This is a genomic window from Streptomyces sp. UC4497, assembly GCF_054871485.1.
Window position 1 is genome coordinate 212,833 of sequence record NZ_JBTYHB010000010.1, and the last position, 21,546, is coordinate 234,378.

The 21,546-nt window shown below is 71.1% G+C and carries 21 protein-coding genes; 9 read left to right on the forward strand and 12 right to left on the reverse strand.

Going from position 1 to position 21,546, the window contains the following annotated elements:
- Positions 1-28 precede the first annotated feature (28 nt).
- Together ACYSUO_RS16905 and ACYSUO_RS16910 are read right to left on the reverse strand one after the other, a co-directional pair.
- A complete protein-coding gene (locus ACYSUO_RS16905; RefSeq protein ID WP_461776958.1) occupies positions 29-1,270 on the reverse strand; it encodes a cytochrome P450 family protein in 1,242 nt (413 codons plus the stop codon).
- A 116-nt stretch (positions 1,271-1,386) separates the two neighbouring features.
- Positions 1,387-2,223 (reverse strand): SDR family oxidoreductase, encoded by an 837-nt coding sequence (locus tag ACYSUO_RS16910; RefSeq protein ID WP_461776959.1) that lies wholly within the window; start codon positions 2,221-2,223, stop codon positions 1,387-1,389.
- Positions 2,224-2,335: 112 nt separating this feature from the next.
- Between ACYSUO_RS16910 and ACYSUO_RS16915 the strand changes: the two genes are divergently transcribed.
- Positions 2,336-2,914: a TetR/AcrR family transcriptional regulator gene (locus ACYSUO_RS16915; protein WP_461776961.1), complete on the forward strand. Its 579-nt coding sequence runs from the start codon at positions 2,336-2,338 to the stop codon at positions 2,912-2,914.
- 38 nt (positions 2,915-2,952) lie between these two features.
- On the opposite strand, the gene ACYSUO_RS16920 is transcribed toward ACYSUO_RS16915, so the two are convergent.
- Positions 2,953-3,984, reverse strand: coding sequence for an SMP-30/gluconolactonase/LRE family protein (locus ACYSUO_RS16920; protein ID WP_461776962.1), 1,032 nt, complete (start codon positions 3,982-3,984; stop codon positions 2,953-2,955).
- Positions 3,985-4,040: 56 nt separating this feature from the next.
- Positions 4,041-5,099, reverse strand: a complete 1,059-nt coding sequence (locus ACYSUO_RS16925) for an SDR family NAD(P)-dependent oxidoreductase (protein ID WP_461776963.1) — start codon at positions 5,097-5,099, stop codon at positions 4,041-4,043.
- A 184-nt stretch (positions 5,100-5,283) separates the two neighbouring features.
- Between ACYSUO_RS16925 and ACYSUO_RS16930 the strand changes: the two genes are divergently transcribed.
- A complete protein-coding gene (locus ACYSUO_RS16930) occupies positions 5,284-7,086 on the forward strand; it encodes a flavin-containing monooxygenase (protein WP_461776964.1) in 1,803 nt (600 codons plus the stop codon).
- Positions 7,087-7,553: 467 nt separating this feature from the next.
- Entirely contained in the window at positions 7,554-8,258 is a 705-nt protein-coding gene (locus tag ACYSUO_RS16935) for a LuxR C-terminal-related transcriptional regulator (protein ID WP_461776965.1), read from the forward strand.
- Positions 8,259-8,272: 14 nt separating this feature from the next.
- Here ACYSUO_RS16935 and ACYSUO_RS16940 read toward each other — a convergent pair whose 3' ends face one another.
- From ACYSUO_RS16940 to ACYSUO_RS16965, 6 genes are all read right to left on the reverse strand, one after another.
- Positions 8,273-9,127, reverse strand: a complete 855-nt coding sequence (locus ACYSUO_RS16940) for an endonuclease/exonuclease/phosphatase family protein (protein ID WP_461776966.1) — start codon at positions 9,125-9,127, stop codon at positions 8,273-8,275.
- Between the two features lie 35 nt (positions 9,128-9,162).
- Positions 9,163-10,011 (reverse strand): PaaX family transcriptional regulator, encoded by an 849-nt coding sequence (locus ACYSUO_RS16945; protein ID WP_461776968.1) that lies wholly within the window; start codon positions 10,009-10,011, stop codon positions 9,163-9,165.
- A gap of 52 nt (positions 10,012-10,063) precedes the next feature.
- On the reverse strand, positions 10,064-11,461 hold the full coding sequence (locus tag ACYSUO_RS16950) for an alpha/beta fold hydrolase (RefSeq protein ID WP_461776970.1): 1,398 nt from the start codon (positions 11,459-11,461) through the stop codon (positions 10,064-10,066).
- Positions 11,458-12,774, reverse strand: coding sequence for an MFS transporter (locus tag ACYSUO_RS16955; RefSeq protein WP_461776971.1), 1,317 nt, complete (start codon positions 12,772-12,774; stop codon positions 11,458-11,460). The genes ACYSUO_RS16950 and ACYSUO_RS16955 overlap by 4 nt, the downstream gene beginning before the upstream one ends.
- Before the next feature lie 78 nt (positions 12,775-12,852).
- Positions 12,853-13,914, reverse strand: coding sequence for a saccharopine dehydrogenase NADP-binding domain-containing protein (locus ACYSUO_RS16960; RefSeq protein ID WP_461776972.1), 1,062 nt, complete (start codon positions 13,912-13,914; stop codon positions 12,853-12,855).
- A gap of 41 nt (positions 13,915-13,955) precedes the next feature.
- Positions 13,956-14,888 carry an NADP-dependent oxidoreductase gene (locus ACYSUO_RS16965; RefSeq protein WP_461776973.1) on the reverse strand — a complete coding sequence of 311 codons (933 nt, stop codon included), beginning with the start codon at positions 14,886-14,888 and terminating at the stop codon, positions 13,956-13,958.
- A 118-nt stretch (positions 14,889-15,006) separates the two neighbouring features.
- On the opposite strand from ACYSUO_RS16965, the gene ACYSUO_RS16970 reads away from it, so the two are divergent.
- The gene (locus ACYSUO_RS16970) at positions 15,007-15,609 is read left to right on the forward strand and encodes a TetR family transcriptional regulator (protein WP_461776974.1); all 603 of its coding nucleotides are present in this window, start codon (positions 15,007-15,009) and stop codon (positions 15,607-15,609) included.
- Here the strand turns inward: ACYSUO_RS16970 and ACYSUO_RS16975 are convergent.
- Complete coding sequence (locus ACYSUO_RS16975) at positions 15,606-16,058, reverse strand: Lrp/AsnC family transcriptional regulator (RefSeq protein WP_461776975.1); 453 nt, start codon at positions 16,056-16,058, stop codon at positions 15,606-15,608. The genes ACYSUO_RS16970 and ACYSUO_RS16975 overlap by 4 nt on opposite strands.
- Positions 16,059-16,171: 113 nt before the next feature.
- Here ACYSUO_RS16975 and ACYSUO_RS16980 point away from each other — a divergent pair, with 113 nt between their 5' ends.
- Together ACYSUO_RS16980 and ACYSUO_RS16985 are read left to right on the forward strand one after the other, a co-directional pair.
- Positions 16,172-16,786 carry a LysE family translocator gene (locus ACYSUO_RS16980; RefSeq protein WP_461776976.1) on the forward strand — a complete coding sequence of 205 codons (615 nt, stop codon included), beginning with the start codon at positions 16,172-16,174 and terminating at the stop codon, positions 16,784-16,786.
- Between the two features lie 77 nt (positions 16,787-16,863).
- The gene (locus ACYSUO_RS16985; protein WP_461777010.1) at positions 16,864-17,355 is read left to right on the forward strand and encodes a GNAT family N-acetyltransferase; all 492 of its coding nucleotides are present in this window, start codon (positions 16,864-16,866) and stop codon (positions 17,353-17,355) included.
- A gap of 10 nt (positions 17,356-17,365) precedes the next feature.
- On the opposite strand, the gene ACYSUO_RS16990 is transcribed toward ACYSUO_RS16985, so the two are convergent.
- Positions 17,366-18,541 carry an acyl-CoA dehydrogenase family protein gene (locus tag ACYSUO_RS16990; protein ID WP_461776977.1) on the reverse strand — a complete coding sequence of 392 codons (1,176 nt, stop codon included), beginning with the start codon at positions 18,539-18,541 and terminating at the stop codon, positions 17,366-17,368.
- 130 nt (positions 18,542-18,671) lie between these two features.
- Here ACYSUO_RS16990 and ACYSUO_RS16995 point away from each other — a divergent pair, with 130 nt between their 5' ends.
- The 3 genes from ACYSUO_RS16995 (at position 18,672) to ACYSUO_RS17005 (ending at position 21,531) form a co-directional block, all read left to right on the forward strand.
- A complete protein-coding gene (locus ACYSUO_RS16995; protein ID WP_461776979.1) occupies positions 18,672-19,877 on the forward strand; it encodes a CaiB/BaiF CoA transferase family protein in 1,206 nt (401 codons plus the stop codon).
- 57 nt (positions 19,878-19,934) lie between these two features.
- Complete coding sequence (locus ACYSUO_RS17000; RefSeq protein WP_461776981.1) at positions 19,935-20,606, forward strand: GntR family transcriptional regulator; 672 nt, start codon at positions 19,935-19,937, stop codon at positions 20,604-20,606.
- Positions 20,607-20,784: 178 nt separating this feature from the next.
- Positions 20,785-21,531, forward strand: a complete 747-nt coding sequence (locus ACYSUO_RS17005) for an SAM-dependent methyltransferase (RefSeq protein ID WP_461776982.1) — start codon at positions 20,785-20,787, stop codon at positions 21,529-21,531.
- Positions 21,532-21,546: the final 15 nt, after the last annotated feature.

Sequence of the window (21,546 nt, forward strand, 5' to 3'; positions counted from 1 at the left end):
GCGCGCCGGGCGGGCCCCACCCGGTCCGTCAGCGCCGCGCGTCGTCGTCCGGCCGCAGGCGCACGGGCAGGGACACGTGCCCGTTGCTGATGAGAGTGGGATACGGGACGAGCTCCTCGACCGGCACCGCGAGCTGTATGTGCGGGAAGCGCTCGAAGAGCAGCCGCAGCGCGGTGGTCACTTCCAGGCGGGCGAGCGGGGCGCCGAGGCAGAAGTGGACGCCGTGCCCGAAGGCGAGATGCTCCTTGCTGGGGCGGGTGGCGTCGAACTCGTCGGCGGTGTCGCCGTGCAGGGCCGGGTGGCGGTTGGCGGCGGCGTAGGACGCGAGGATCGCCTCACCGGCGCGGATGGTCCGACCGTCGGGCAACGCGATGTCCTGGAGCGCGTAGCGCAGGGGAAGGTGCTTCACCGCCGGCTCGTGGCGCAGTGTCTCCTCGACGACGTCCTGCCAGGTGCAGCGTCCTGTGCGGATGTGGGCGAGCTGGGCCGGGTCGGCGAGCAGCGAGGTGACCGCCTGGTCGGTGAGATTGACGGTCGTCTCGTAGCCCGCACTGATCATCAGGAGCAGGGTGTCGCGCAGCTCCGCGTCGCTCAGGGTGCTGCCGTCGCCCTCCTCGTCGCGGGTGGCGATGAGGAGCGAGGTCATGTCGTCGGCCGGGTCGGCGCGCTTGGAGTCGATCAGCTCGTCGAGGAGCTGGTAGACGGCGGCCGTGTTCTTGGCGGCCTCCTCGGCGGTGAGGGTGGTGGCGAAGATCCGGTCCACCATGGTGCGGAACTGGGCCTGCTGGCTGCCCGGCACACCCATCAGCCGGCTGATGACGGCGATCGGCAGCGGGTACGCCAACTGCTCGCGCAGGTCGACCACTTCACCGTCGGGGACTTCGTCGAGGCCGTCGAGGATGCCGGTGACGAGTGCCTCGATGTCGGCCTGCATCGCGGTGATGCGGCGGGCCGAGAAGGCGGGCGCGATCATGCGGCGCAGCCGGCGGTGGTCGCTGCCGTAGGCGGTGAACATGTTGTCGACGGCCACCCACAGCGCCAGCGGCCAGGTGGCGACCGTCTCGGCGAAGGCCGGCCAGTGGGCGCGGGCGTTCTTGGACACGTGCGGACTGGTGAGCAGCTGCTTGAGGAGCGCGGGATCGGAGACCGACCAGGCCGTCACCCCGAGGATGTCGACGCGCGTGGCCGGCCCGCGCTCCCGTAACGCCCGGTGCTCGGCGTGATGGTCGGGGCTGTTGGGGTCGAGGACGAGTATCTGCTGGTCGGGCACGATGGGTCCCCTTCGGCGGACGGGCGGTGCTCCGCCCAAGAGCGTCCCGCTGCGCCGTCGTCTCGTCCAGAGCACCTTGTCGGCCACCTGGCGGTGGAGCCTGCCCCCTGGAGACTTCAGGACGCCGAGTCGCCCCGCCCCGCCGCCGAGCGCGCCGCGGCCACCACGCCGCCGTCGACCAGCAGATCGGTTCCCGTGACGAAGGACGCCGCGGGGGAGAGCAGGAACGCCGCCACCTCCGTGATGTCGTTCGGGGTGCCGGCGCGCCCCGTGCCCGAGCTCTCGATCATGGCGCGCATATGGCCGCCGGACTCGCCGGCCAGCTCCGCGCGGCCCATCGCGGTGGAGATCACGCCGGGGCTGATCGTGTTGACGCGGGCCCCGCGTGCGCCCCACGCGCGGGAGGCGGCCTGTACGCGCAGGTGGTTGGCGCGCTTCGCGAACGCGTAGGCGGCGCCGGGGTCGGTCAGCGCGTCCGGCCGCAGGAACGGCAGGTCGAGGAGTTCGTCGGTCGGGGTGGAGCGCAGCGCGGCCTCGACCTCGGGCGGCAGCGGCGCCAGGTGCCCGGCCATCGACGCGATCACGACCCCCGCGCCGCCCTCGGAGACCACTGAGCCGAACTCCTCAAGGACCAGGGCCACCCCCACCAGGTCCACGGCCAGCACGGCCGCGGTCGGGGCCTGCACCGGGGACAGGCCCGCGGTGTGCGCCACCTGCGTGACCGGGCCGAGCCCCGCGGCGGTCGCGGCCAGCTCCGCGACGGAGGCACGCTCGGCGACGTCGACCCGCAGAGACGTGACGTCGTAGCCGTCGGCCGTCAGGTCCTCGGCCACCGACGCCAGCGACTCGCCGTCGAAGTCGGCCAGTACGAGGCGGGCCCCGGAGCCCTGCCGGCGGGCGATCTCCCGCCCCATCCCGCCGACACCGATGACGACGACCACGGGCTTGGACATGAGTTTTCTCCTCGTTGATGTGGATGGGCCCATATGCATGGATAGGCCCGTATATGTGGAGGGGGTCGGGGAGGTGGAGGGAACCGGTATTGCGCTGCTTTACGCTTCCAAGGTGACGAACCCCTCCGACCCCGAACAAGCCCGCCCGGCGAACCAGGGACGCCGTGTCGCGGCCCGCAACCGGGCCGCCCTCATCGCCGCCGCCCGCGAGGTCTTCGCCGAGCAGGGGCTGAACGCGCCGCTGTCCTCCGTCGCGCGCCGGGCCGGGGTCGGGCAGGGCAGTCTGTACCGGCACTTCGCCGACCGGGTCGCCCTGGCCTCGGCCGTGCTCGACGAGAACGTACGGCAGATCGAGGCGGCCGCCGCCGAGCCGGACGCGAACCTCAAGTCCGTGCTCGGCGTGGTCACTTGGCACATCACACGCTCCACCGCCTTCGTCGACCTGCTGCGGGTGCGCGGCGACGACGAGCAGGGCCGGGAACTGTCCGCGCGGGTGCGCGGCGTCCTCGGCCGCTGCCCGTCCGCCGGTCGCGGACTGTCCGCCGACGAGCTGATGCTGGCCATCGCGATGGTCTCCGGCGCCGTCGCGGGACCCACCCTCGCCGAGCGCGAACGCCTGGCGCTCGCGGCCTGGGGCCTGCTCGGCGTCGAGGTGGGGCCGCTGCGCTCCGTCGACCTCGGCGACGACTGAGCGTCAGCCGCCGAGTCGATCTCGGCGACAGCTGACCATCAGCCGCCGTTGGACAGGCGGATGCCCTTGGCCAGCGCCGAGAACTTGTAGACGTAGCCGCCCTTCGGGCCGCTGACCGACATATAGGCGTCCGTGCCACCCCGCGTGATCGCGACATTGGTCGCCGACTGGAGCCCCTCCGCCTCCTTCGCGGGTACCTCCACCGTGCCGAGGCGCTCCCCGTACTTGCTGAAGACGGCCATGGCGGGCCGGCCGTGCAGCGCCTGGTAGAGATTGCCCTTGGCATCCACCGTGATGGAGTCGGTCTGCGCGAGACCGCCGTCGACGTGAATGGCCTCGTGCCGGTTGGTCACCGCCGTCTTGTGCGCGTCCAGCAGCAGGTACGAGATGGTGTCCTTCTCCAACTCGCTGATCCACAGCCCCTTCTGCTCGGGGTCGAACATGACGCCGTTGGGCTGGGCCAGCTTGTCGGCGAGGACGGTGGACTTCTTGCCGTCGCGGTCGATCCGTACGATGCGGCCCTCGGCCTGGCCCGTCTTCATGCCGTGCAGATCGCTGACGTACAGATTGCCGTCGTCGTCGAAGGCGATGTCGTCGGGGTTCATCGTGGAGCCGTCGACCTTGCCGGAGAAGAACGTGCGCGGGTCCGAGCCGTCCTTCGCGAGGCTGACGATGTCGCCGCTCTGGTACTCCGTCAGATAGACGCGGCCGTCGTGCGGACTGATCTGCGCGGAGGTGTACGCGCCGGTCTTGTCGGTGTAGACGCCCTTGTGCTTGCCGGTCTTCACGTCGACGGAGAGCAGCTTGGGGTCGCCGGGCGGCGCCGTGACGTCCACGACGTACAGCTCGTCGTCCTTGGCGAGGACGGGGCCTTCGAGGAGCGTCATCCCGGTGGCCTCGTGGACGTCGGTGACGTGGGAGACTTGGGTGGCGCGGATGGTGCGGCCCTCGCTGGAGGAGGCCGGTCCCGACTTCGAGGTGGTGGCGGTCTGCGTGCCGCAGGCGGTCAGGGCGAGGAGGCCGACGGCTGCGAGACCCACGAGGGTGCGGGGCGCGCGGTGCGTGGTCATGGGTGTCCTGTCTTCTTCGTCGTAGGTCTTCGTCGTCAGTCGGTGGGCTGTCGGGTTCAGGCCACCGACCAGCCCCCGTCCGACGGCAGAATGACCCCGTTGAGGTTCACCGCGTCCTTGCTGAGCAGGAACGTGATGGACGCCGCCAGCTCCTCCGCCATCGCGAGACCGGGGATCGCCACCCGCATCTTCGCGGTGCGCGCCGAGCCGTAGGGGGCACCCGCCGGAACCTGGATCCCCGTGGCGACCGCGCCCGGCGCGACCGCGTTGACCTGCACGCCCGTGCCCGCGTACTGGTACGCCGAGGACTTCGTCAGGCCCACGAGCGCGTGCTTCGACGTCGTGTACGCGGCGCCGGCCGCCGAGCCGCGCAGCGCCGCCTCGGACACGATGTTCACGATCCGGCCGCCGCCCGCCGCGAGCATTCCGGGCACCACGGCGCGCATCAGCAGCATCGGACCGTCGACGTTGATGCGCATGACGCGCTCCCAGATCTTGTCGTCGACCTCGTGCACGGCGGCGTCGTTGTCCATCACGCCCGCGACGTTCGCGAGCGCGTCCACGCGGCCGTCCGCCGCGGCGAGCACGGTGTCGGCGGACGCGGGCTCGGTGATGTCAGCGGCGACCGGCACGAGCGCTTCGCCCAACTCGGCCGCCAGGTCAGCCAGTTTGTCGCCGGACACGTCGACGGCGACGACCCGGCCGCCCTCGCGTACGACACGCGAGGCGACGGCCCTGCCGATGCCGGACGCGGCGCCGGTGACCACGACGGTCTGCCCGGCGAAGCGGCTGGAGGTGATCTGCTCGGTCCACGGCTCGGGGGTGCCGATCTCGATACCCGGGTCTTCCGACGGGGCGGTGGCGGCGGCCGGGGGAGCGGTTGGCAGACCCTCGGGTATCTCGCCGGTCTCGGCGGCGGTGACCAGCACACCGACCAGCTCCGCGGGGAACTTGCCGCCGGACATCTTGACGAGCTGCTCCAGCGGCAGTCCGAGGGCGGGCGCAAGGGCCTCCTCGCTCTGCCCCTGGGAGGCCAGCATGCCGCGCAGGATCTGCCCCGCGGCGGGGTTGGCGAGCCAGTCGCGCAGCGGGGAGGTGGGGGTGAGGTTCGACATCGCGGGCCTTTCGCGTCGAGTGGGGTCGCGTCGAGTCGTGTCGCGTCGCGTCTTTGAGCCGGCTGGGAGTGCACCGGACCCTACCGGACAGTGTTGTCCGGTTGTTGGGTTACGGTACCTGTGACCGTGCGGAAGCCCCACCGTGGGGCGCCTCGCATGTCCCCCCACGAGAGGAAGCCGCCGCATGACCCTGCCGCAGTGCGCCACGCCCCCCACCCCGCAGGAGACGGCGGAGCTGCGCGAGCGCTACCGCGTCGAGCGCGAGCGCCGCGTCCGCCCCGACGGTACGGCCCAATACCGTTCCACCACCGCGGAGTTCGGCTACTTCGCCGCCGACCCGTACGCGGGCGAGGTCCCCGAGCGCGAGCCGCTGGGCGACGCGGTGGACGTCGCGGTCGTCGGCGGCGGGTTCGGCGGGATCCTGGCCGGCGTGCGGATGCGGCAGCAGGGCCTGGAGAAGGTGCGGGTGATCGAGCAGGGCGGCGACTTCGGCGGCACCTGGTACTGGAACCGCTACCCCGGCATCCACTGCGACATCGAGTCGCACGTCTATCTGCCGATGCTGGACGAGACCGGCTACGTACCCGAGTGGAAGTACGCGCCCGGCGACGAGATCCGGCGCCACGCCGTACGCATCGCCGAGCGCTTCGGCCTGTACGAGGACGCCCTCTTCTCCACCGCCGTCACCGCCCTGACCTGGGACGAGAGCGCCCACCAGTGGGTGGTCACGACGGACAGGGGCGACGAGTTCCGGGCCACGTACGTCGTCACCGCCACCGGCACCCTCTCCGAGCCCAAGCTGCCCGGCATCCCCGGTATCGAGGACTTCAAGGGGCACACCTTCCACACCTCGCGCTGGGACTACGGCTACACGGGCGGCGGCCCCGACGGCGGCATGACGGGCCTCGCCGACAAGCGCGTCGGCGTCGTGGGCACGGGGGCCACCGGCGTCCAGGCCATCCCCAAACTGGCCGAGGACGCCCGGCAGTTGTACGTCTTCCAGCGCACGCCCTCCGCCGTCGACACGCGCGGGCAGCGCCGCACGACCCCGCAGGACGTCGGGGCGGACCGGCCCGGCTGGGCGCACGAGCGGCGCGAGAACTTCCTGCGGATCGTCTCCGGCGAGGACGCCGAGCGGGACCTGGTCGCCGACCGCTGGACCGAGTCGGCCGCCCTCCTCGAAAAGCTGCTGCCGAGCTTCCGCCGGGACGGCGAGGCGGAGTTCGAGGCCGCGTACGAGGCCGCCGACCACGCCACGATGAACCAGATCCGCGACCGCGTCGCCGCCGAGGTCACCGATCCGGCCACCGCCGAGGCCCTCAAGCCCTGGTACCGCTACGCCTGCAAGCGGCCCACGTTCTCCGACCTGTACCTGCCCGCCTTCAACCGCGACAACGTCACGCTCGTGGACACCGCGGAGACCCATGGCATCGAGCGCATGACGGAGCGCGGTGTCGTCGTCGGCGGGGTGGAGTACGAGATCGACTGCCTGGTCTTCGCGACCGGGTTCTCCGTCGGTGTCTCCGGAGTCACCTCGGGGAAGCTGCCGGTCACGGGCCGAGACGGGCTCCAACTCCTGGACTCCTACGCACGATTCGGCCCGCGCACCCTGCACGGTTTCACCAGCACGGGCTTCCCGAACCTGATCCAGCTGGGCCCGATGCAGAACGCCTCCAGCGTCAACTTCAGCCACATCCTGGACGAACAGGCCGTGCACGCCGCGGCCCTCGTCGTCGCCGCCGAAAAGGCAGACGCCGTCCTGGAGCCGACCCCCGAGGTCGTCGACGCGTGGCGCGAGACCTGCGCCCAAGGCTCCCCCGACCACGAGTGGTTCCACGCCGAGTGCACGCCCGGCTACTACAACCGCGAGGGCCGCGGCCGCCCCAACGGCCCGGGCTCCTACCCGCATGGCGCGGTCGCCTTCCACGAACTGCTGCGGCGGTGGCGGGAGGAGAACGTGGGGGAGGTGCTGCGCAAGAAGGGGTGAGGGCAGCAAGCGGCGGCCGCCACCCCTTCGTCGGCGTGGGTGGCGGCCGCCGGTGCGGGGACTCGCGCTCTCCCTCGGGCGCGAGCCCGCTCTGGGATGGTCCTCAGGTCACCTCGGGGGGCGCGGGAGTTCGCCCCCGCTCGGACGGGCCGGAGGACGGAGAGTGGGATCGGCGGGCAGGAATCCTTCCAGTGAATCCTTTCCCGGCGACTGGCCGGTATGGGGCAGACCTGGGGATTCAGCGGGGTGTATACCCGCCCTCCGTATGGGGGGCAGGCCCTCAACATGCCGCCGTGGACGCCCAGTTGTAGCCGGGCGGCCCGTGAGATCGGACCCGGTGCGGGCCCCGCGGAGTAGAGTCGAACCACGAGACCTTTGACGTGTCCGGCGGTTGCCCTGGCTCGGGAAAGCCTCCGTCGCAACCGGCCATCTCCGAGATCTGCTGCCCACCAGCCAGGAGAGCGGACATGGCACCCGACAGCCCCCCCCTCACCGTGGTCCTCGCCACCGACAGCTTCCTGATCGGCGACGGCCTCGCCGCGCTGCTCGCCGACGCCCCCGACATCAAGATCGTGGGCCGGGTCCGTCACCCCGACGACCTGCTGGCCATGGTCGAGAGCCATGAACCGGACGCCGTCATCATCAGTCTGCGCACACCCGTCGTCACCACCATGGCCACCCTCGAAGCGGCCCGCCGCCTGCGCACCGACCATCCGGGCGTCGGCATCGTCGTCATCTCCGACCGCGGCAACGGCTTCGCCCTGGAACTCCTGCGCGGCGGCGCCTCACGGATCGCCTACCTCCTCGATGACCGGATCCCGGGCATCGACACCGTGCTCGGCGCGCTGCAGGACATCCGCTCCGGCCAGACCGTCCTGGACCCGAGCATCGTGGACTCCCTGGTGACGCGCCGGGACGGCATCGCCATCGACGACCTGACCCTGCGCGAGATCGACGTCCTGGAACACATCTCCCACGGCCTGTCCAACCGGGGGATCGCCGCCGCGCTCTTCATATCGGTCAAGGCCGTCGAGAAGTACGTCAGCGTCATCTTCCGCCAACTCGAACTCACCGACCAGCCCCTGATCGACCGCCGGGTCACCGCGGCGCTCACCTTCATGAGCGCCCAGAACGACGGACCCTCCATGCCCCAGCGGACACCGATCCACTAGTAGCGGCAGATCAACTAAGGCTGCCGCACCGGCTCCAGATCCGCCCGGAACTGGTGGTGGTCCGAGTACGCGCTGGCGTGCACCGCGTGGCCGTGTGCCGTGAAGCCGCGCAGGAAGATGTAGTCGAACTTGCTGAGCCAGTCCGTGGTCGTTGCGCAGTCGGCGCCTGCCGCCGGGCGGCACCGGGGGTCCGCGTCCGTGGCAAGCGACCACATCGGGGCGAGCTCGGGAGCGTCCGGCACGGCGTTGAAGTCGCCCAGCACGACGGTGCGTTCGTGCCGGGCGACCGCCTTGGCGAAGACGGCGACCTGCTTCTCGCGGAACGCCTCCTGCTGCCGCTGCGCGAGATGAGTGTTGAAGACGCGGACGGGGCGGCCGCCCACCGAAGTGGTGACGGCCAGATAGCCGCGGTCCTCGGAACCGCCGTCCGGATACTCGACGGTGACGGGATCGGTCATCGGCGCCGCGGAGAGGATCGCCTGCCCGTAGCCGCCCGCCCGCCACGGAAGTCCCCCGCAGCGGCCCCAGTTGCGCAGCACCGAGCCGTACTCGACCCGGTACGTCAGCCCGTAGAAGGTCTTCAGATAGGCGCGGATCTCCTCGACGTCCCGCACACACGCCTCCTGAAGGCCGACGACCTGCGGCGCGTACGTCGCGATGTCCGCCGCCCTGCCGAGGTTCTGGGCGCTGCCGCAGGGGTTGCAGATGTTCCACGTCATGACGCGGCCCGGCACGAAGTCCTTCGCGGCGCCGACCGGCAGCGGGAGAGGCTCGGAGACGAGCGCGCCGCTGGGCGTGCTCGGGCCGATGAACACCATGCAGACCGCGGCCACGGCCACCCCGAAGAACCGCCTGCCCCGTCTGAACACCGGCACCTCCTCAGGATGGCCTCAGGGTGATCCTGTCATCGCACCGTCGTCGTCTGGAGCAGTTCGCGGGCCATTTCCCGCGCGGGCGCCTCGGTTTGTTCGGCGATGCGGTGGAACGTCTCCTGGGCGGCGCGGGCCGGCCAGTCGCGCGGGAGGTGCCCGGCCGGCAGCCGGGGATCGGCGCGGATGATGTCGAGCCACTCGCTGACCAGTCGCAGCCGGGTGCCGAGCGGGTCGTCGGCCCCCGCCGCGGGCGCGTCGCTCCACCTGCTGTCGAAGGCCCGGTACCGGGCCGCGACGCTCTCAAGGTCCCACGTGTCACGGATCATCTCCTCGATGTCCGTGGCCACCCCCGCCTCCCCGTGGAAGACCTTGACGTGCTTGGCGAGCCCCAGCTCCGCGACCACCGCCGACACGTCGACCTGCCCCGGCGCGATCCACAACCCGCTGTACAGCGCGCCGAACCCGGACCAGGCGAGGCGCGAACGCAGCTCGTGCCGCTGACGCTTCCAGGCGTCGGGGAGGGAGAAGGCGAGCAGCGTCCAGGTGCCGTCCCAGTCGTCGTTGACCGCGCCCTGCTTCCAGATGCGGGCGCCGCCGTCGTACAGCACCTGCTTCGCCTGCTCCGTCAGCCCGAAGTGCATGCGGCGGCCCTCGCGGCGGCGCTGCAACAGGCCCCGGTTGACCATCCGCGTCAGCGTCGACCGCACGGCCTGCTCACCGACGCCGACGCGGCCGAGCACGTCGATGATGCTGCCCGAGTACACGCACAGGTCCCCCTCCTCCAGCACGTGATTGCCGAAGAAGGCGAGCAGGAGCGACTGCGGGCGCGGCTGCGAGACGTCCGCCGCGTCACGGGTCGGGTCGATACCGATGTCCTCCACACCGGTAAGCCTACGGTCGCCCACCGACAACGCGGCGGGCGACCGTCCCGGCTCAGCGACCATCGGCGGGGTGCGCGCGGTCGTACGGACGGAGATAGGCGGTCGGTCGGTACGAGACGTAGCGGGCGGGGTCCGTTGAATTCGCGGCTGCCGCGCGGGAGTTGAGGGAGTCCGCGTCCGTGCCGTGCCACGCACCCGTGTCGATGCGGTCCTCCAGGGTGTGCAGCGCGGCGACCTGTTCCGCGGCGCTGAACGTGCAGTGCCCGGCGTTGTCGGTGTAGGCCTGCCGCAGTTGGGAGGAGGCGCCGGCGGCGGTGACGGCGCGGCGCAGCGCGCTCTCGGTCTGCACGGGGACGAGCGGGTCGCCGGTGGTGTGCACGTCGAACTGCGGCTTCGTGAGCTTGCCGGAGAACGTGCTGGTGCGGCGCATCCAGGACACCGCGTCCGGATCCGCGCTGATACGCGGGGCGCGGCCCAGCGTGGCGAGATCGTCCCGCAGCGAGAGCCCGGCCTTGCGGTACAGCTCGCCGACCTCCTTGCTCACGGAGGACTGGGCGAGCAGCTTCGCGTAGTCGACGCCGGTGTTCCAGGACGTGTTGCCGCCGGACCGGGTCTCGGACTCCTGGCGCCGGTTGAAGGCGGCGATCTTGAGCAGGCCCTTGACGGCCGTGTACTGGTTGGCCTGTTGGGCGTCCCAGTCGGTCGGCGCGGGGCGGGGCTGTGACTCCTGGTTCCAGCCGGGGATGTTGTGCAGGGCGGCGGCGAGCGCGATACGGGCGCGTCCCTCGGGGGACGTCTGCGCCTTGTCGACCGCGGCGACCATGGTGTCCGCCGCGCGCGTGGCCGTCTCCTGGTCCGGCAGGTCGACCAGCGGGACGTCGGAGCCCGGCGCGAGGAGCGTCTTGAGGGCGAACACGGGGTCCAGCGTGTTGTTCCAGTTGGCGACGCCGCCGTGGACCAGGCCGCACAGGGACAGCGAGCCGTCGATGCGCTCCGGGTGCCGCTCGGCGAGCGCGGTGGTGACCATCCCGCCGTACGAGCGCCCCCAGGCGACGGTGCGCTCGGCGGCGCCGAACCGCTTCGTGAAGGCCGACAAGGTGGCGAGCTGGTCGTCGACCGCGCCCGGCAGCGTCCAGCCGGTGGTGGCGTAGGAGGATCCGATGAGGGCGTAACCCTGCTTCAGGAGAAGGGACTTGGTGGCGTCGTCCGGGGCGTTCTCCGCGGGGTTGGGCGCCCCGATGTCGTTGTAGCCGTGACCGAAGAGCAGCACCGTCCCGTTCCAGGCCGAGGGCACGTCCATGGTGTACGTCGCGCCCGAGGGCAGGCTGCCCTCGACGTGTCCGGTGTCCGGCGACGCCGCGAGGGCGGGGGACGGCAGCGCGGTGGCGGCCAGCGCGACAGCGACAGCGGCGGTGCAGGCGATACGTGTCCGGGGACCGGGAGTTCTCATGCGGTGGCCTCCTTGGTGGGGGTGGCGGGGGCTTCGGTGGTGTGCGTGAGCGTGACCTTGCCGGTCTCGCGGACGAACCACAGGGAGAACGCGGTGATCAGCGAACCGCCGCAGACCAGCAGGGCGATCGGCGTGCTGTTGCCGCTCCCCGCCACCAGGGCCCCGGCGATCATGGGGGAGAAGCCGGCGCCGATCAGGGTGGCGCCCTGGTAGCCGAGCGAGGCACCGGTGTAGCGCACGCGCGTGCCGAACATCTCGCTGAACAGGGCGCCCAGCGGGCCGTACATCATGGACTGGGCGACCCCGTGCCCCAGGACCACGGCCAGGATCAGCAGGCCGGGCGACTTGGAGTCGACGAGCGCGAGGACGGGGAAGGCGAGCGCCGCGGAGAGCAGGGCGCCGGCGAGGACGACCGGGCGGCGGCCGATCCGGTCGGAGAGCACCGAGGCGCACGGCAGCACGACGAGCGCGACCGACGAGGAGACCGTGAGCGCGGTCAGCGCCTGCGGGCGCGCGTAGCCGATGTCGGTGGCGTACGAGATGAGGTAACTGGTCAGCAGGGACTGTGCGGTGAAGGCGCCGATGCCCACGCAGCAGGCGAGCAGGACGGGGCGCGGGCGGCGCAGCACGTCGACGATCGGCAGGCGTGCCGTGTCGCGCTCCTGCTTCACCTCGGCGAACAGCGGGCTCTCGACGACCTTCAGCCGTACGAAGAGGCCGACGCCGAGCAGTACGACGCTCAGCAGGAACGGCACCCGCCAACCCCACGACATGAACTCTTCTTTAGGAAGCGAGACGACGAGGGCGACGACGGCCGCGGAGAGCAGGGAGCCCAGCGGCGCCCCCAACTGCGTGAAGCTGGACCACAGTCCACGCCGTCGCGCCCCGGCGTGCTCGACGACCATCAGTGTGGCGCCGCCCCACTCACCGCCGATGGCGATGCCTTGCACGACGCGCAGCGTGATCAGCAGCAGCGGCGCCCAGACACCTACGGTGTCGTACGTCGGCAGCAGCCCGATGAGGAAGCTGGCGCCGCCCATCAGGCCCATCGTGAGCAGCAGCATCGACTTGCGGCCCAGCCGGTCGCCGAAGTGCCCGAAGACGATCCCGCCGAGCGGGCGGGCGACGTACCCGGCGGCGAAGGTGCCGAACGCGGCGATGGTGCCGACGGCCGGGTCGGCGCCGGGGAAGAACAGCTCACCGAAGGCGACGGCGGCGACGGTGCCGTAGACGAGGAAGTCGTAGAACTCGACGGCGGTCCCGAGCAGCCCCGAGAGGGCAACTCGCCGCAGTTGCTTGGTGCGTTGGGACATCGCGGGCTCCCTTGGGCAGGGGAAGGGTGTCCGCGAATGTATGCGCGTCGGTGACTGCGGTCAATAAAGTGCACAACATCAATGCCGGGGCAGTACGTAGGTGGCGCCGCACGATTCGGCGAGGGTGGCGCCGAAGAGGGCGGCCGGGGTGTACGCGCCAGGTCGGCCCTCGCCGGCCAGCAGTCGCCGGGCGACCTCTGCGGACACTGCTCCGGTGTACTCCTGCGCGTCGCCCAGGCGCAGCCAGCCCTCTCGGGTCTCGCCGTCGGACCAGGTCACCACGGCGTGCCCCCAGGAGTGATCGCGGGGGCGCTCCTTGGCCTTGACGCGTACCCGGGCGAGGTGGCGTGTGGTGAACGAGCGCAGCCGTTCCCCTCGCATGAGGGTGCTCAGGGCGGGCATCATCGCCCGGAACAGAGGCGAGGAGGGAGCTTCGCTGGTCGCCGAAAGTACATGGCGGGCCCCGCTCGCCCGGTGCGCCGCAAGCAGCTCGCCCGACGGCATGCTCGCGGTGGTGACCTGCGAGCCGTCCGGCAGCGTGAGGCGCACCGGGTCGCTGAAGATCCGGGCGGGTGTCAGGTGGCCATCGGTGATCCGACGGCCGTGGAGGCTGCTCAGGAGGGTGCCGATCAGGGCTTCACCGGCCGTGCCTTCCTCCATCGCGATCGAGGGCACCATGTCGACACGGACCCGAAGCGGGGCGGGTCGGCCCTCGCAGAGCTTCACCACGACGCTCTCGGTGGCGGTCACGCCGAACCCGGCACCCGTGACCACCGTGTGCCCCGCCTGGACGGCCGCGTCGTGGATCTCGTACGTGGCGGAGAGCGCAGCGACATCGTTCGCCAGGTCGATGTAGTGGCTGCCGACGGCGCGGCAGGCGTCGACGACCCCCGGGGCCGTGGTGGTGAAGGGGCCGACCGTGTTGATGACCACGGCCGGGCGTTGCTGCCGGATTTCCGCGGCGGCGGCCGCAAGGGACGGCGCCAGCAGTGTTTCGCTGCCGGTCTGCTGTGCTGCGGCGTGCAGGCGGTTCGCGTCCCGGCCGACGAGGACGGCTGTCGGGCCGGGCCGGGTCAGCTGCGTTGCGATGGCGCGGCCGCTGCGTCCGGTGCCGCCGAGCACCCATATCTGTGCAGTCATTCGAAGAGTTCCTCTGGTCGAGGGTCGGGCGGGTGCGAGGGTCAGCCGGTCGTGATGACGAGCTTGCCGCCCTTGGGTGTGCCCTCGCGCTCGAGTTCGGTCAGCGCCTTGATGGCATCGCTGAGCGGCACCGTGCGGGCGATCGGAACCCGCAGGGTGCCGCGTCCGGCGGCGCGCGCGACCTCCTCGAGGTCCGCCGTGACGGGCCTGGTGATCAAGACGTTGTACGGACCCGGCAGTGCGCTCTTGGCCATGTTCGCGGGGGTGGGGTGGATGCTGACGATGCGTCCGCCCGGCTTCAGCATCCTTTTTGCCGCATCGGTCGGGAGCGTGTCCGCGGTGTCGAGGACGAGGTCGAATCGCCCGCTGAGCCCCGTCGGGTCGAAGCCGAATTCGACGATCGGGTCGAGGTCGAGGTCGCGCGCGTCCTGCGCTTCGGTGGCCCGGCAACTGCCTCCCACCGAAGCGCCGTGCGCCAGCGCGATCCGGGCGCCGGCTCGGCCGACTCCACCGAGGCAGCCGTTGATGAAGACCGATTGCCCGGGCTGCACCTTTCCCTTCTTGACCACGGCCTGGAATGCGGTGAGGCCGACGGTCGGGACGGCGGCGGCCTCCTCGAAGGAGAGGTTCGCGGGCTTCTTCACGACGCCCCGCTCCTCGGCGAGGACCATCTCGGCGAAAGCTCCCGACGCCTTGATGGACGCCCCGCCGAGCACCTCGTCGCCGACGGCGAGCCGCGTGACGCCCTTGCCGACCGCCTCGACGGCGCCCGCGAAGTCGTAGCCCAGCGCGCGCGGGAACTTCCGCCCCGTCACCATCTTCATGGCGCCGCTGCGGATGCCCCAGTCCATCGGATTTGCCGCTGCTGCCCGCACGCGGACCAGGACCTCGCCGGAGCCGGGACGGGCGGGCTCGAAATCTTCCAGACGCATTACGTCGGGTCCGCCGTACTGGTGGTACTGGATGCGCTTCATCAGGGGCCTCCACACAGTGATGTCACTCGATGACATCACTCTACACCGCGATGTCATCGAGTGACATCGCAGTGAGTGGGGCGGGTTGTCATGCGGTGACATCACCTACACTCTCGGCATGGGACGGTGGAAGCCTGGGGCCGGTGACCGGCTGCGCGAGGCGGCGCTGTCGCTCTATCTGGAGCGCGGCTTCGAGCAGACGACGGTGGCGGACATAGCCGAGCGGGCGGGCGTCACGGCCCGTACGTTCTTCCGGTATTTCGCCGACAAGCGCGAGGTCCTCTTCGACGCCTCCTCCGCCCTGGAAGAGAAGTCGCTGGCTGCTCTCGAGGGGGTGCCGGCCACGGCGCCGGCGCTGGATGCCGTCGCGGCCGTACTCGACAGCGTGGCCCGGATGGTGGGGGACGACCGCGAAAGCGCACGGAAGCGGCAGACCGTGATCATGGCCAACGCGGATCTCCGCGAACGAGAGTTGATCAAGCTCACGTCCCTGTCGGCCGCCCTGGCCGACAGGTTGCGAGAGCGGGGCATCGGCGACGTAGAGGCCAGCCTTGCTGCCGAGACCAGCATCGCCGTGTTCCGCGTGGCCTTCTCGCGATGGGTCACCGCCACCGACGATCAGGATTTGCAGGACGTCATCCGCGAGACCTTGGACCGACTGCGGACCCTGGCCGCCGGCACTGAACCGTCTGTCAACAACGCTCGTGGTTGCTATGGCTAGTCGGGCAGCGGTCGATCCGCGACGACGTTCTTCATGACGAGCGTGGAGTTCAGGCGCTGTACTCCCGGCAGGCGCGCGAGCTGCTGGTCGTAGAGCTGCTGAAAGGCGGTCAGGTCGGCGGCGGCCACCCGCAGCAGATAGTCCGGGTCGCCGAACAGGCGCTGCGCCTGCAGCACATGGGGCACCGCCGCCACCGCCTCCTCGAACGAGGCGACGGTGTCCCGGTCCTCCCAGCCCAGGGTGACGAAGACCAGCGCCTCGAAGTCCAGGCCGAGGGCGGACGGGTCGACGACGGCGCGGTAGCCGCGGATCGCCCCCGAGCGTTCGAGATCGCGCAGCCGGCGGTGGCAGGGCGAGACGCTCAGCTTCACGCGCGCGGCCAGCTCGGTGATGGTGAGACGGCCGTCCATCTGCAGCTCGGTAAGAATTTTCCGGTCCATGGCATCCATGAAGAAGATTCTCCCTCAGATCCGCCGGGATCGGAGTAAAGAAGGGAACACCTTCGGGCGGATCCGGCCTAGCCTTCCTCGCGTACAACTGCACGTGAGAGGGATCGACACACATGGACACGACCACGCTGGCGGCATTTCTGGCCGTGGACCTCCTGCTGGTGTTCACACCGGGCGCGGACTGGGCCTACGCGATCGCGGCCGGACTGCGGGACCGCTCGGTCGTCCCGGCGGTGGCCGGACTGATAACCGGCTACGTGGGATACACACTGCTCGCCGTCGCGGGCCTGGCCGTGCTCGTGGCGAGTTCGGCGACCCTGCTCACGGCGCTGACCGTCGCCGGGGCCGGATACCTGGTGTGGCTCGGCTGCAACGTGCTGCGGCAGCCCGCCGTGCTCACCGCCGGCGAGGAATCCGTCGGCGCCTCCCGCCGCCAGGTCATGCTCAAGGGCATCGGCATCAGCGGCCTCAACCCCAAGGCGCTGCTGCTGTACCTCTCCCTCTTCCCTCAGTTCATCCACCCCGCGACGGGCTGGCCGGTGGCCGTGCAGACCGGCGTGCTCGGCACCCTCCACATGACCGCCTGCGCCGTCGTCTACCTCGGTGTCGGCGTGCTGGCACGCACCGTTTTGAAGACCCGGCCTTCGGCGGCGCGGGCGGTGACACGGGTATCCGGGGTCATGATGATCGCGATCGGTGGTTTCCTGTTGGCGGAGCAGTTGGCGTAGGCGGCGCGGTCGCCGCGGGCGGGGCAACTGCCGTGGGCGGAGACCGAGGAGTGCGTGTGAACGGCGAGAGGGACCGGATGCAGTTGTCCACCTTCACCACCGGCCGGCTGGTCATGCTGCCGCTGCGTGTCGAGCACGCGGAGGAGATGACCGGCGTGCTCGGTGACCCGGCCCTGCACACCTTCATCGGCGGCACGCCGGGCACGGTCGAGGAGCTGCGGGCGCGCTACCGGCGGATGCTCGCGGGCTCGCCCGACCCGGACGTCACCTGGCTCAACTGGGTGGTACAACTCCGGGACGAGGAGTGCCTGGTGGGCACGGTGCAGGCGACCGTCGGGGACGGCGTCGCGGAGATCGCCTGGGTCGTGGGCACGCGGTGGCAGGGGCGCGGCTTCGCCACCGAGGCCGCGCGAGGGCTTGCCGCGTGGCTCGGGGAGCGGGGCGTCGGGACGCTCGTCGCCCACATCCACCCCGAGCACCACGCGTCCGCCGCCGTCGCCACCGCCTGCGGGCTCGCGCCCACGGACGAGTGGCAGGACGGCGAAGTGACGTGGCGGCTCAGCACGTGACAAGGGCGGCTCAGCGGAAGGCCGGCAGCCCCGTCAGGGTCTTGCCGATCACCAGCGAGTGGACCTCGCTCGTGCCCTCGTAAGTGAGCACCGACTCCAGGTTGTTGGCGTGCCGCATCACCGGGTATTCGAGGGTGATGCCGTTGGCGCCGAGGATGGTGCGGCACTCGCGGGCGATCTGGATGGCCTCGCGCACGTTGTTGAGCTTGCCGACGCTGATCTGCTCCGGTGTGCCGCGGCCCTCGTCCTTGAGCCGGCCGAGGCGCAGCGCGAGCAGCATGCCCTTGTCGAGTTCGAGGGCCATGTCGGCGAGCTTCTGCTGCGTCAGCTGGTACGAGGCCAGCGGGCGCTCGAAGACCGTCCGGTCACCGGCGTAGGAGATCGCCGCCTCCAGGCAGTCGCGGGCGGCGCCGATTGCGCCGAACACGATGCCGAAGCGGGCCTCGTTGAGGCAGCCGAGCGGGCCGGAGAGGCCGCGCGCGTTCGGCAGCATCGCGTCGGCGGGCAGCCGTACGTCCTCCAGGACCAGCTCGCTGGTGACGCTGGCGCGCAGGGACAGCTTGCGCTTGATCTCCGGAGCCGAGAAGCCGGGCGTACCCGCCGGGACCAGGAAGCCGCGCACGCCCTCCTCGGTGCGGGCCCAGACGACGGCGATGTCCGCCACCGAGCCGTTCGTGATCCACATCTTGGCGCCGTTGAGGACCCAGTCCTTGCCGTCGCGCTTGGCGTTCGTGCGCATCGAGCCGGGGTCGGATCCCGCGTCCGGCTCGGTGAGGCCGAAGCAGCCGATCTTCTCGCCCGCCGCCATGCCCGGCAGCCACTGCTGCTTCTGCTCCTCGGAGCCGTACTTCCAGATCGCGTACATGGCGAGCGAGCCCTGCACCGAGACCAGGCTGCGCAGACCCGAGTCCACCGCCTCCAGCTCCATGCACGCGAGGCCGTACGAGACGGCGCTGGTGCCCGCGCAGCCGTAGCCCTCCAGGTGCATGCCGAGGACGCCGAGGCCGCCCAGTTCGCGGGCGAGCTCGCGGGCCGGGATGGCGCCGTTCTCGAACCATTCGGCCACCTTCGGGCGCAGCTCGCGCTCGCCCATGGTGCGCACGGTGTCGCGGATGGCGCGCTCCTCGTCGCTCAACATGCCGTCGATGTCGACGAGTTCGAAGGGGTGGAGGGGGGCTGAGGGCATCGCGGACTCCTTGGCTGCGTGGCCGGTCGGCGCTAGGGTGACGGATATCGGATTTTGGATCCAACTTTCTTTACGTCTCGGATCGTAGCCCCACGCCCACCGCTTGCCAAGGTTCCACAAGGAGAGCCGTATGCCGGCCACAAGGCCCGTCGCCCAGGGAGCTCTTTCGGGGCTCGTCGTCGCCGACTTCGGCCGGGTCCTCGCGGCCCCGTATCTGACGATGCTCCTCGCCGACCTCGGCGCGGAGGTCATCAAGGTCGAGCGCCCCGGAGCCGGCGACGAGACCCGCTCCTGGGGGCCGCCCTTCGCCGAGGGCGAGGCCACCTACTTCCTCGGGGTCAACCGCAACAAGCGCTCCGTCGCCCTCGACCTGACCGAGGAGTCCGGGCGCGAGGCGGCCCGCGCCATCGCCGCCCGCGCCGACGTCCTCGTCGAGAACTTCCGGCCCGGCACCATGGACCGACTCGGCCTCGGCTACGAGGAGTTGAGCGCGCTCAACCCCGGTCTCGTGTACTGCTCGGTCACCGGATTCGGCACCGCAGAGGGCGCCGCGCTGCCCGGCTACGACCTCCTGGTGCAGGCCATGGGCGGCCTGATGAGCGTCACCGGGGAGCCGGGCGGCCAGGGCACCAAGGCCGGCGTCGCGCTCGTCGACGTCATCACGGGGATGCACGCGGGGCTCGGTGTCATGGCGGCGCTGCGGCACCGCGACGCCACCGGCGAGGGGCAGAAGGTCGAGGTCTCCCTGCTCACCTCGCTGCTCTCGGCGCTCACCAATCAGGCCTCCGCGCACGTCGCCGGGGGAGTGGTGCCGCGCGCGATGGGCAACAAGCACCCGAGCATCGCCCCGTACGAGGTCCTCGACGCCAAGGACCGGCCGCTGGCGCTCGCCGTCGGTAACGACCGGCAATTCGGCGCGCTGTGCGCCGAGTTGGGGGTGCCCGCCCTCGCCGATGACCCGCGCTTCGCGAGCAACACCGCGCGCGTGGCCCACCGGGAGGAACTCCTCGCCGAACTCACCGAGCGGCTGCGCGAGCGCGGGGCCGACGAGTGGTTCGAGACACTGACCGCCGTCGGTGTGCCCTGCGGCCCGATCAACGACCTCGGGGAGGCCTTCGCCTTCGCCGAACGCCTCGGCCTCGACCCCCGCGTGCACATCGACGACCCGAACCGCGAGACACCCGCCGCGCAGGTCGCCAACCCCATCCGGCTGAGCGCCGCCCCCGCCGCGTACGTCACGGCGCCGCCGCGGCTCGGCGAGCACACCGAGCAGATCCTCGCCGAGCTGGGGCTTTCCACCGTCGACGAGGCGGGCGATGTCAGTGGGGCTCCGTAGGATGGGCGCCGTTCACCACGTGCTGCCGACGCCCGGCAGAGAGGAAGAGGAGCCGCCATGACCACGCCCGCACCGAGGCGGCGGCCCCCCACGGCGCAGCAGTTCGTCCTCGAGGAGCTGCGCCGCGCCATCACCAGCGGAGAGATCAAGCCGGGCATGCCGATCCGGCAGGACGCCCTCGCCGAGCAGCTCGGCGTGAGCCGGGTGCCGCTGCGCGAGGCGCTCAAGACACTGGAGGGCCAGTCCCTCGTCGTGCACCACGCGCACCGCGGCTACTTCGTGGCCGAGCTGTCCCTGGCCGAGCTGCGCGAGGTGTACCGCATCCGGGAGATCCTGGAGGCCGAGGCCGTACGCGCGGCGATGCGCGGCGGCGGCGCCGTCCTCGACACCCTGGAAGAGGCCCAGGAGGAGGTGGAGGCGCAGGCCGCCGCGGCGGATGTCGCGGCGATGGCGGCCGCCAACCGCAGATTCCACTTCGTCCTCTTCGAGGCGTCCGGCATGCACCGCCTGGTGCAGCTCATCGCGACCCTGTGGGACGCCACGGACGCGTACCGCTCCCTCTACTACGCGGACTCGACCAGCCGTACGCATGTCATCGACGAACACCGTGCGGTCCTCGACGCGCTGCGCGAGGGGCGCACGGAGGACGCCGTGCGGCTGCTCGACGGGCACCGTGAGCATGCGGTGGCCGCGCTGGAGGGGCTGCTCGGCGAGGGGGCGGGCGCGTAAATCGGTGGAGCGGGCGACCCGGACGGCCTAGGTTGACCGGGTCCACGATCCCCCTGCGTGCAGAACGAGGTGTGTTTGATGACGGTCCGAGCAACGGCGGCCGGCTCCGGTCGGCTGTCCATCACGGCAGCCCCGACCTCATCGAACGTAACCTCATCTGACGTAAGGAACACCCCTCGTGGATCTGCCACGCATCTTCACCGTCCGCGAAAGTAGCCACCGCATCCACAACCCGTTCACCCCGGGCAAGCTCGCCGCCCTGGGCCGGGCGCTGCACCTGGCGCCCGGGACCCGAGTGCTCGACCTCGCCAGCGGTTCGGGCGAGATGCTCTGCACCTGGGCCCGCGACCATCAGGTCACCGGGACCGGAGTGGACATCAGCACGGTGTTCACCGAGAAGGCCCGCGCCCGCGCCGCCGAACTCGGTGTCGCCGGCCGGGTCGACTTCGTCCACGGCGACGCCTCCGGGCACGTCGCGGACGAGCCGGTCGATGTCGCCGCGTGCGTCGGTGCGACCTGGATCGGGAGCGGTGTGGCCGGCACGGTCGACCTCCTCGCCAAGAGCCTGCGCCCCGGCGGCCTGATGCTCATCGGCGAGCCGTACTGGCGCCGGGAGGTGCCCGACGAGGACACCGCCAAGGCCTGCCACGCCACGAGCAAGGCCGACTTCCTGCTGCTGCCGGAGCTGATCGAACGCTTCGGCGGGCTCGGGTACGACGTCGTGGAAATGGTGCTGGCCGACCAGGACAGCTGGGACCGGTACCAGGCGGCCCAGTGGCTCAACCTCCGCCGCTGGCTCGAGGCGCATCCCGAGGACGAACTGGCCGCGGAGGTACGGGCCGAGCTCACCACCGAGCCCGCGCGCTACACGCGGTACCAGCGCGAGTATCTCGGCTGGGGAGTCTTCGCGCTGATGGCCCGCTGACGGCCTCATGACAGC

What these genes read in the sequence shown, in the direction of transcription:
- ACYSUO_RS16910 (WP_461776959.1), bottom strand. Translation starts at nt 2,223, where the DNA reads ATGTCCAAGCCCGTGGTCGTCGTCATCGGTGTCGGCGGGATGGGGCGG.
- ACYSUO_RS16920 (WP_461776962.1), bottom strand. Translation starts at nt 3,984, where the DNA reads ATGACCACGCACCGCGCGCCCCGCACCCTCGTGGGTCTCGCAGCCGTC.
- ACYSUO_RS16925 (WP_461776963.1), bottom strand. Translation starts at nt 5,099, where the DNA reads ATGTCGAACCTCACCCCCACCTCCCCGCTGCGCGACTGGCTCGCCAAC.
- ACYSUO_RS16930 (WP_461776964.1), top strand. Translation starts at nt 5,284, where the DNA reads ATGACCCTGCCGCAGTGCGCCACGCCCCCCACCCCGCAGGAGACGGCG.
- ACYSUO_RS16935 (WP_461776965.1), top strand. Translation starts at nt 7,554, where the DNA reads ATGGCACCCGACAGCCCCCCCCTCACCGTGGTCCTCGCCACCGACAGC.
- ACYSUO_RS16950 (WP_461776970.1), bottom strand. Translation starts at nt 11,461, where the DNA reads ATGAGAACTCCCGGTCCCCGGACACGTATCGCCTGCACCGCCGCTGTC.
- ACYSUO_RS16955 (WP_461776971.1), bottom strand. Translation starts at nt 12,774, where the DNA reads ATGTCCCAACGCACCAAGCAACTGCGGCGAGTTGCCCTCTCGGGGCTG.
- ACYSUO_RS16960 (WP_461776972.1), bottom strand. Translation starts at nt 13,914, where the DNA reads ATGACTGCACAGATATGGGTGCTCGGCGGCACCGGACGCAGCGGCCGC.
- ACYSUO_RS16965 (WP_461776973.1), bottom strand. Translation starts at nt 14,888, where the DNA reads ATGAAGCGCATCCAGTACCACCAGTACGGCGGACCCGACGTAATGCGT.
- ACYSUO_RS16970 (WP_461776974.1), top strand. Translation starts at nt 15,007, where the DNA reads ATGGGACGGTGGAAGCCTGGGGCCGGTGACCGGCTGCGCGAGGCGGCG.
- ACYSUO_RS16975 (WP_461776975.1), bottom strand. Translation starts at nt 16,058, where the DNA reads ATGGATGCCATGGACCGGAAAATTCTTACCGAGCTGCAGATGGACGGC.
- ACYSUO_RS16980 (WP_461776976.1), top strand. Translation starts at nt 16,172, where the DNA reads ATGGACACGACCACGCTGGCGGCATTTCTGGCCGTGGACCTCCTGCTG.
- ACYSUO_RS16985 (WP_461777010.1), top strand. Translation starts at nt 16,864, where the DNA reads ATGCAGTTGTCCACCTTCACCACCGGCCGGCTGGTCATGCTGCCGCTG.
- ACYSUO_RS16990 (WP_461776977.1), bottom strand. Translation starts at nt 18,541, where the DNA reads ATGCCCTCAGCCCCCCTCCACCCCTTCGAACTCGTCGACATCGACGGC.
- ACYSUO_RS16995 (WP_461776979.1), top strand. Translation starts at nt 18,672, where the DNA reads ATGCCGGCCACAAGGCCCGTCGCCCAGGGAGCTCTTTCGGGGCTCGTC.
- ACYSUO_RS17000 (WP_461776981.1), top strand. Translation starts at nt 19,935, where the DNA reads ATGACCACGCCCGCACCGAGGCGGCGGCCCCCCACGGCGCAGCAGTTC.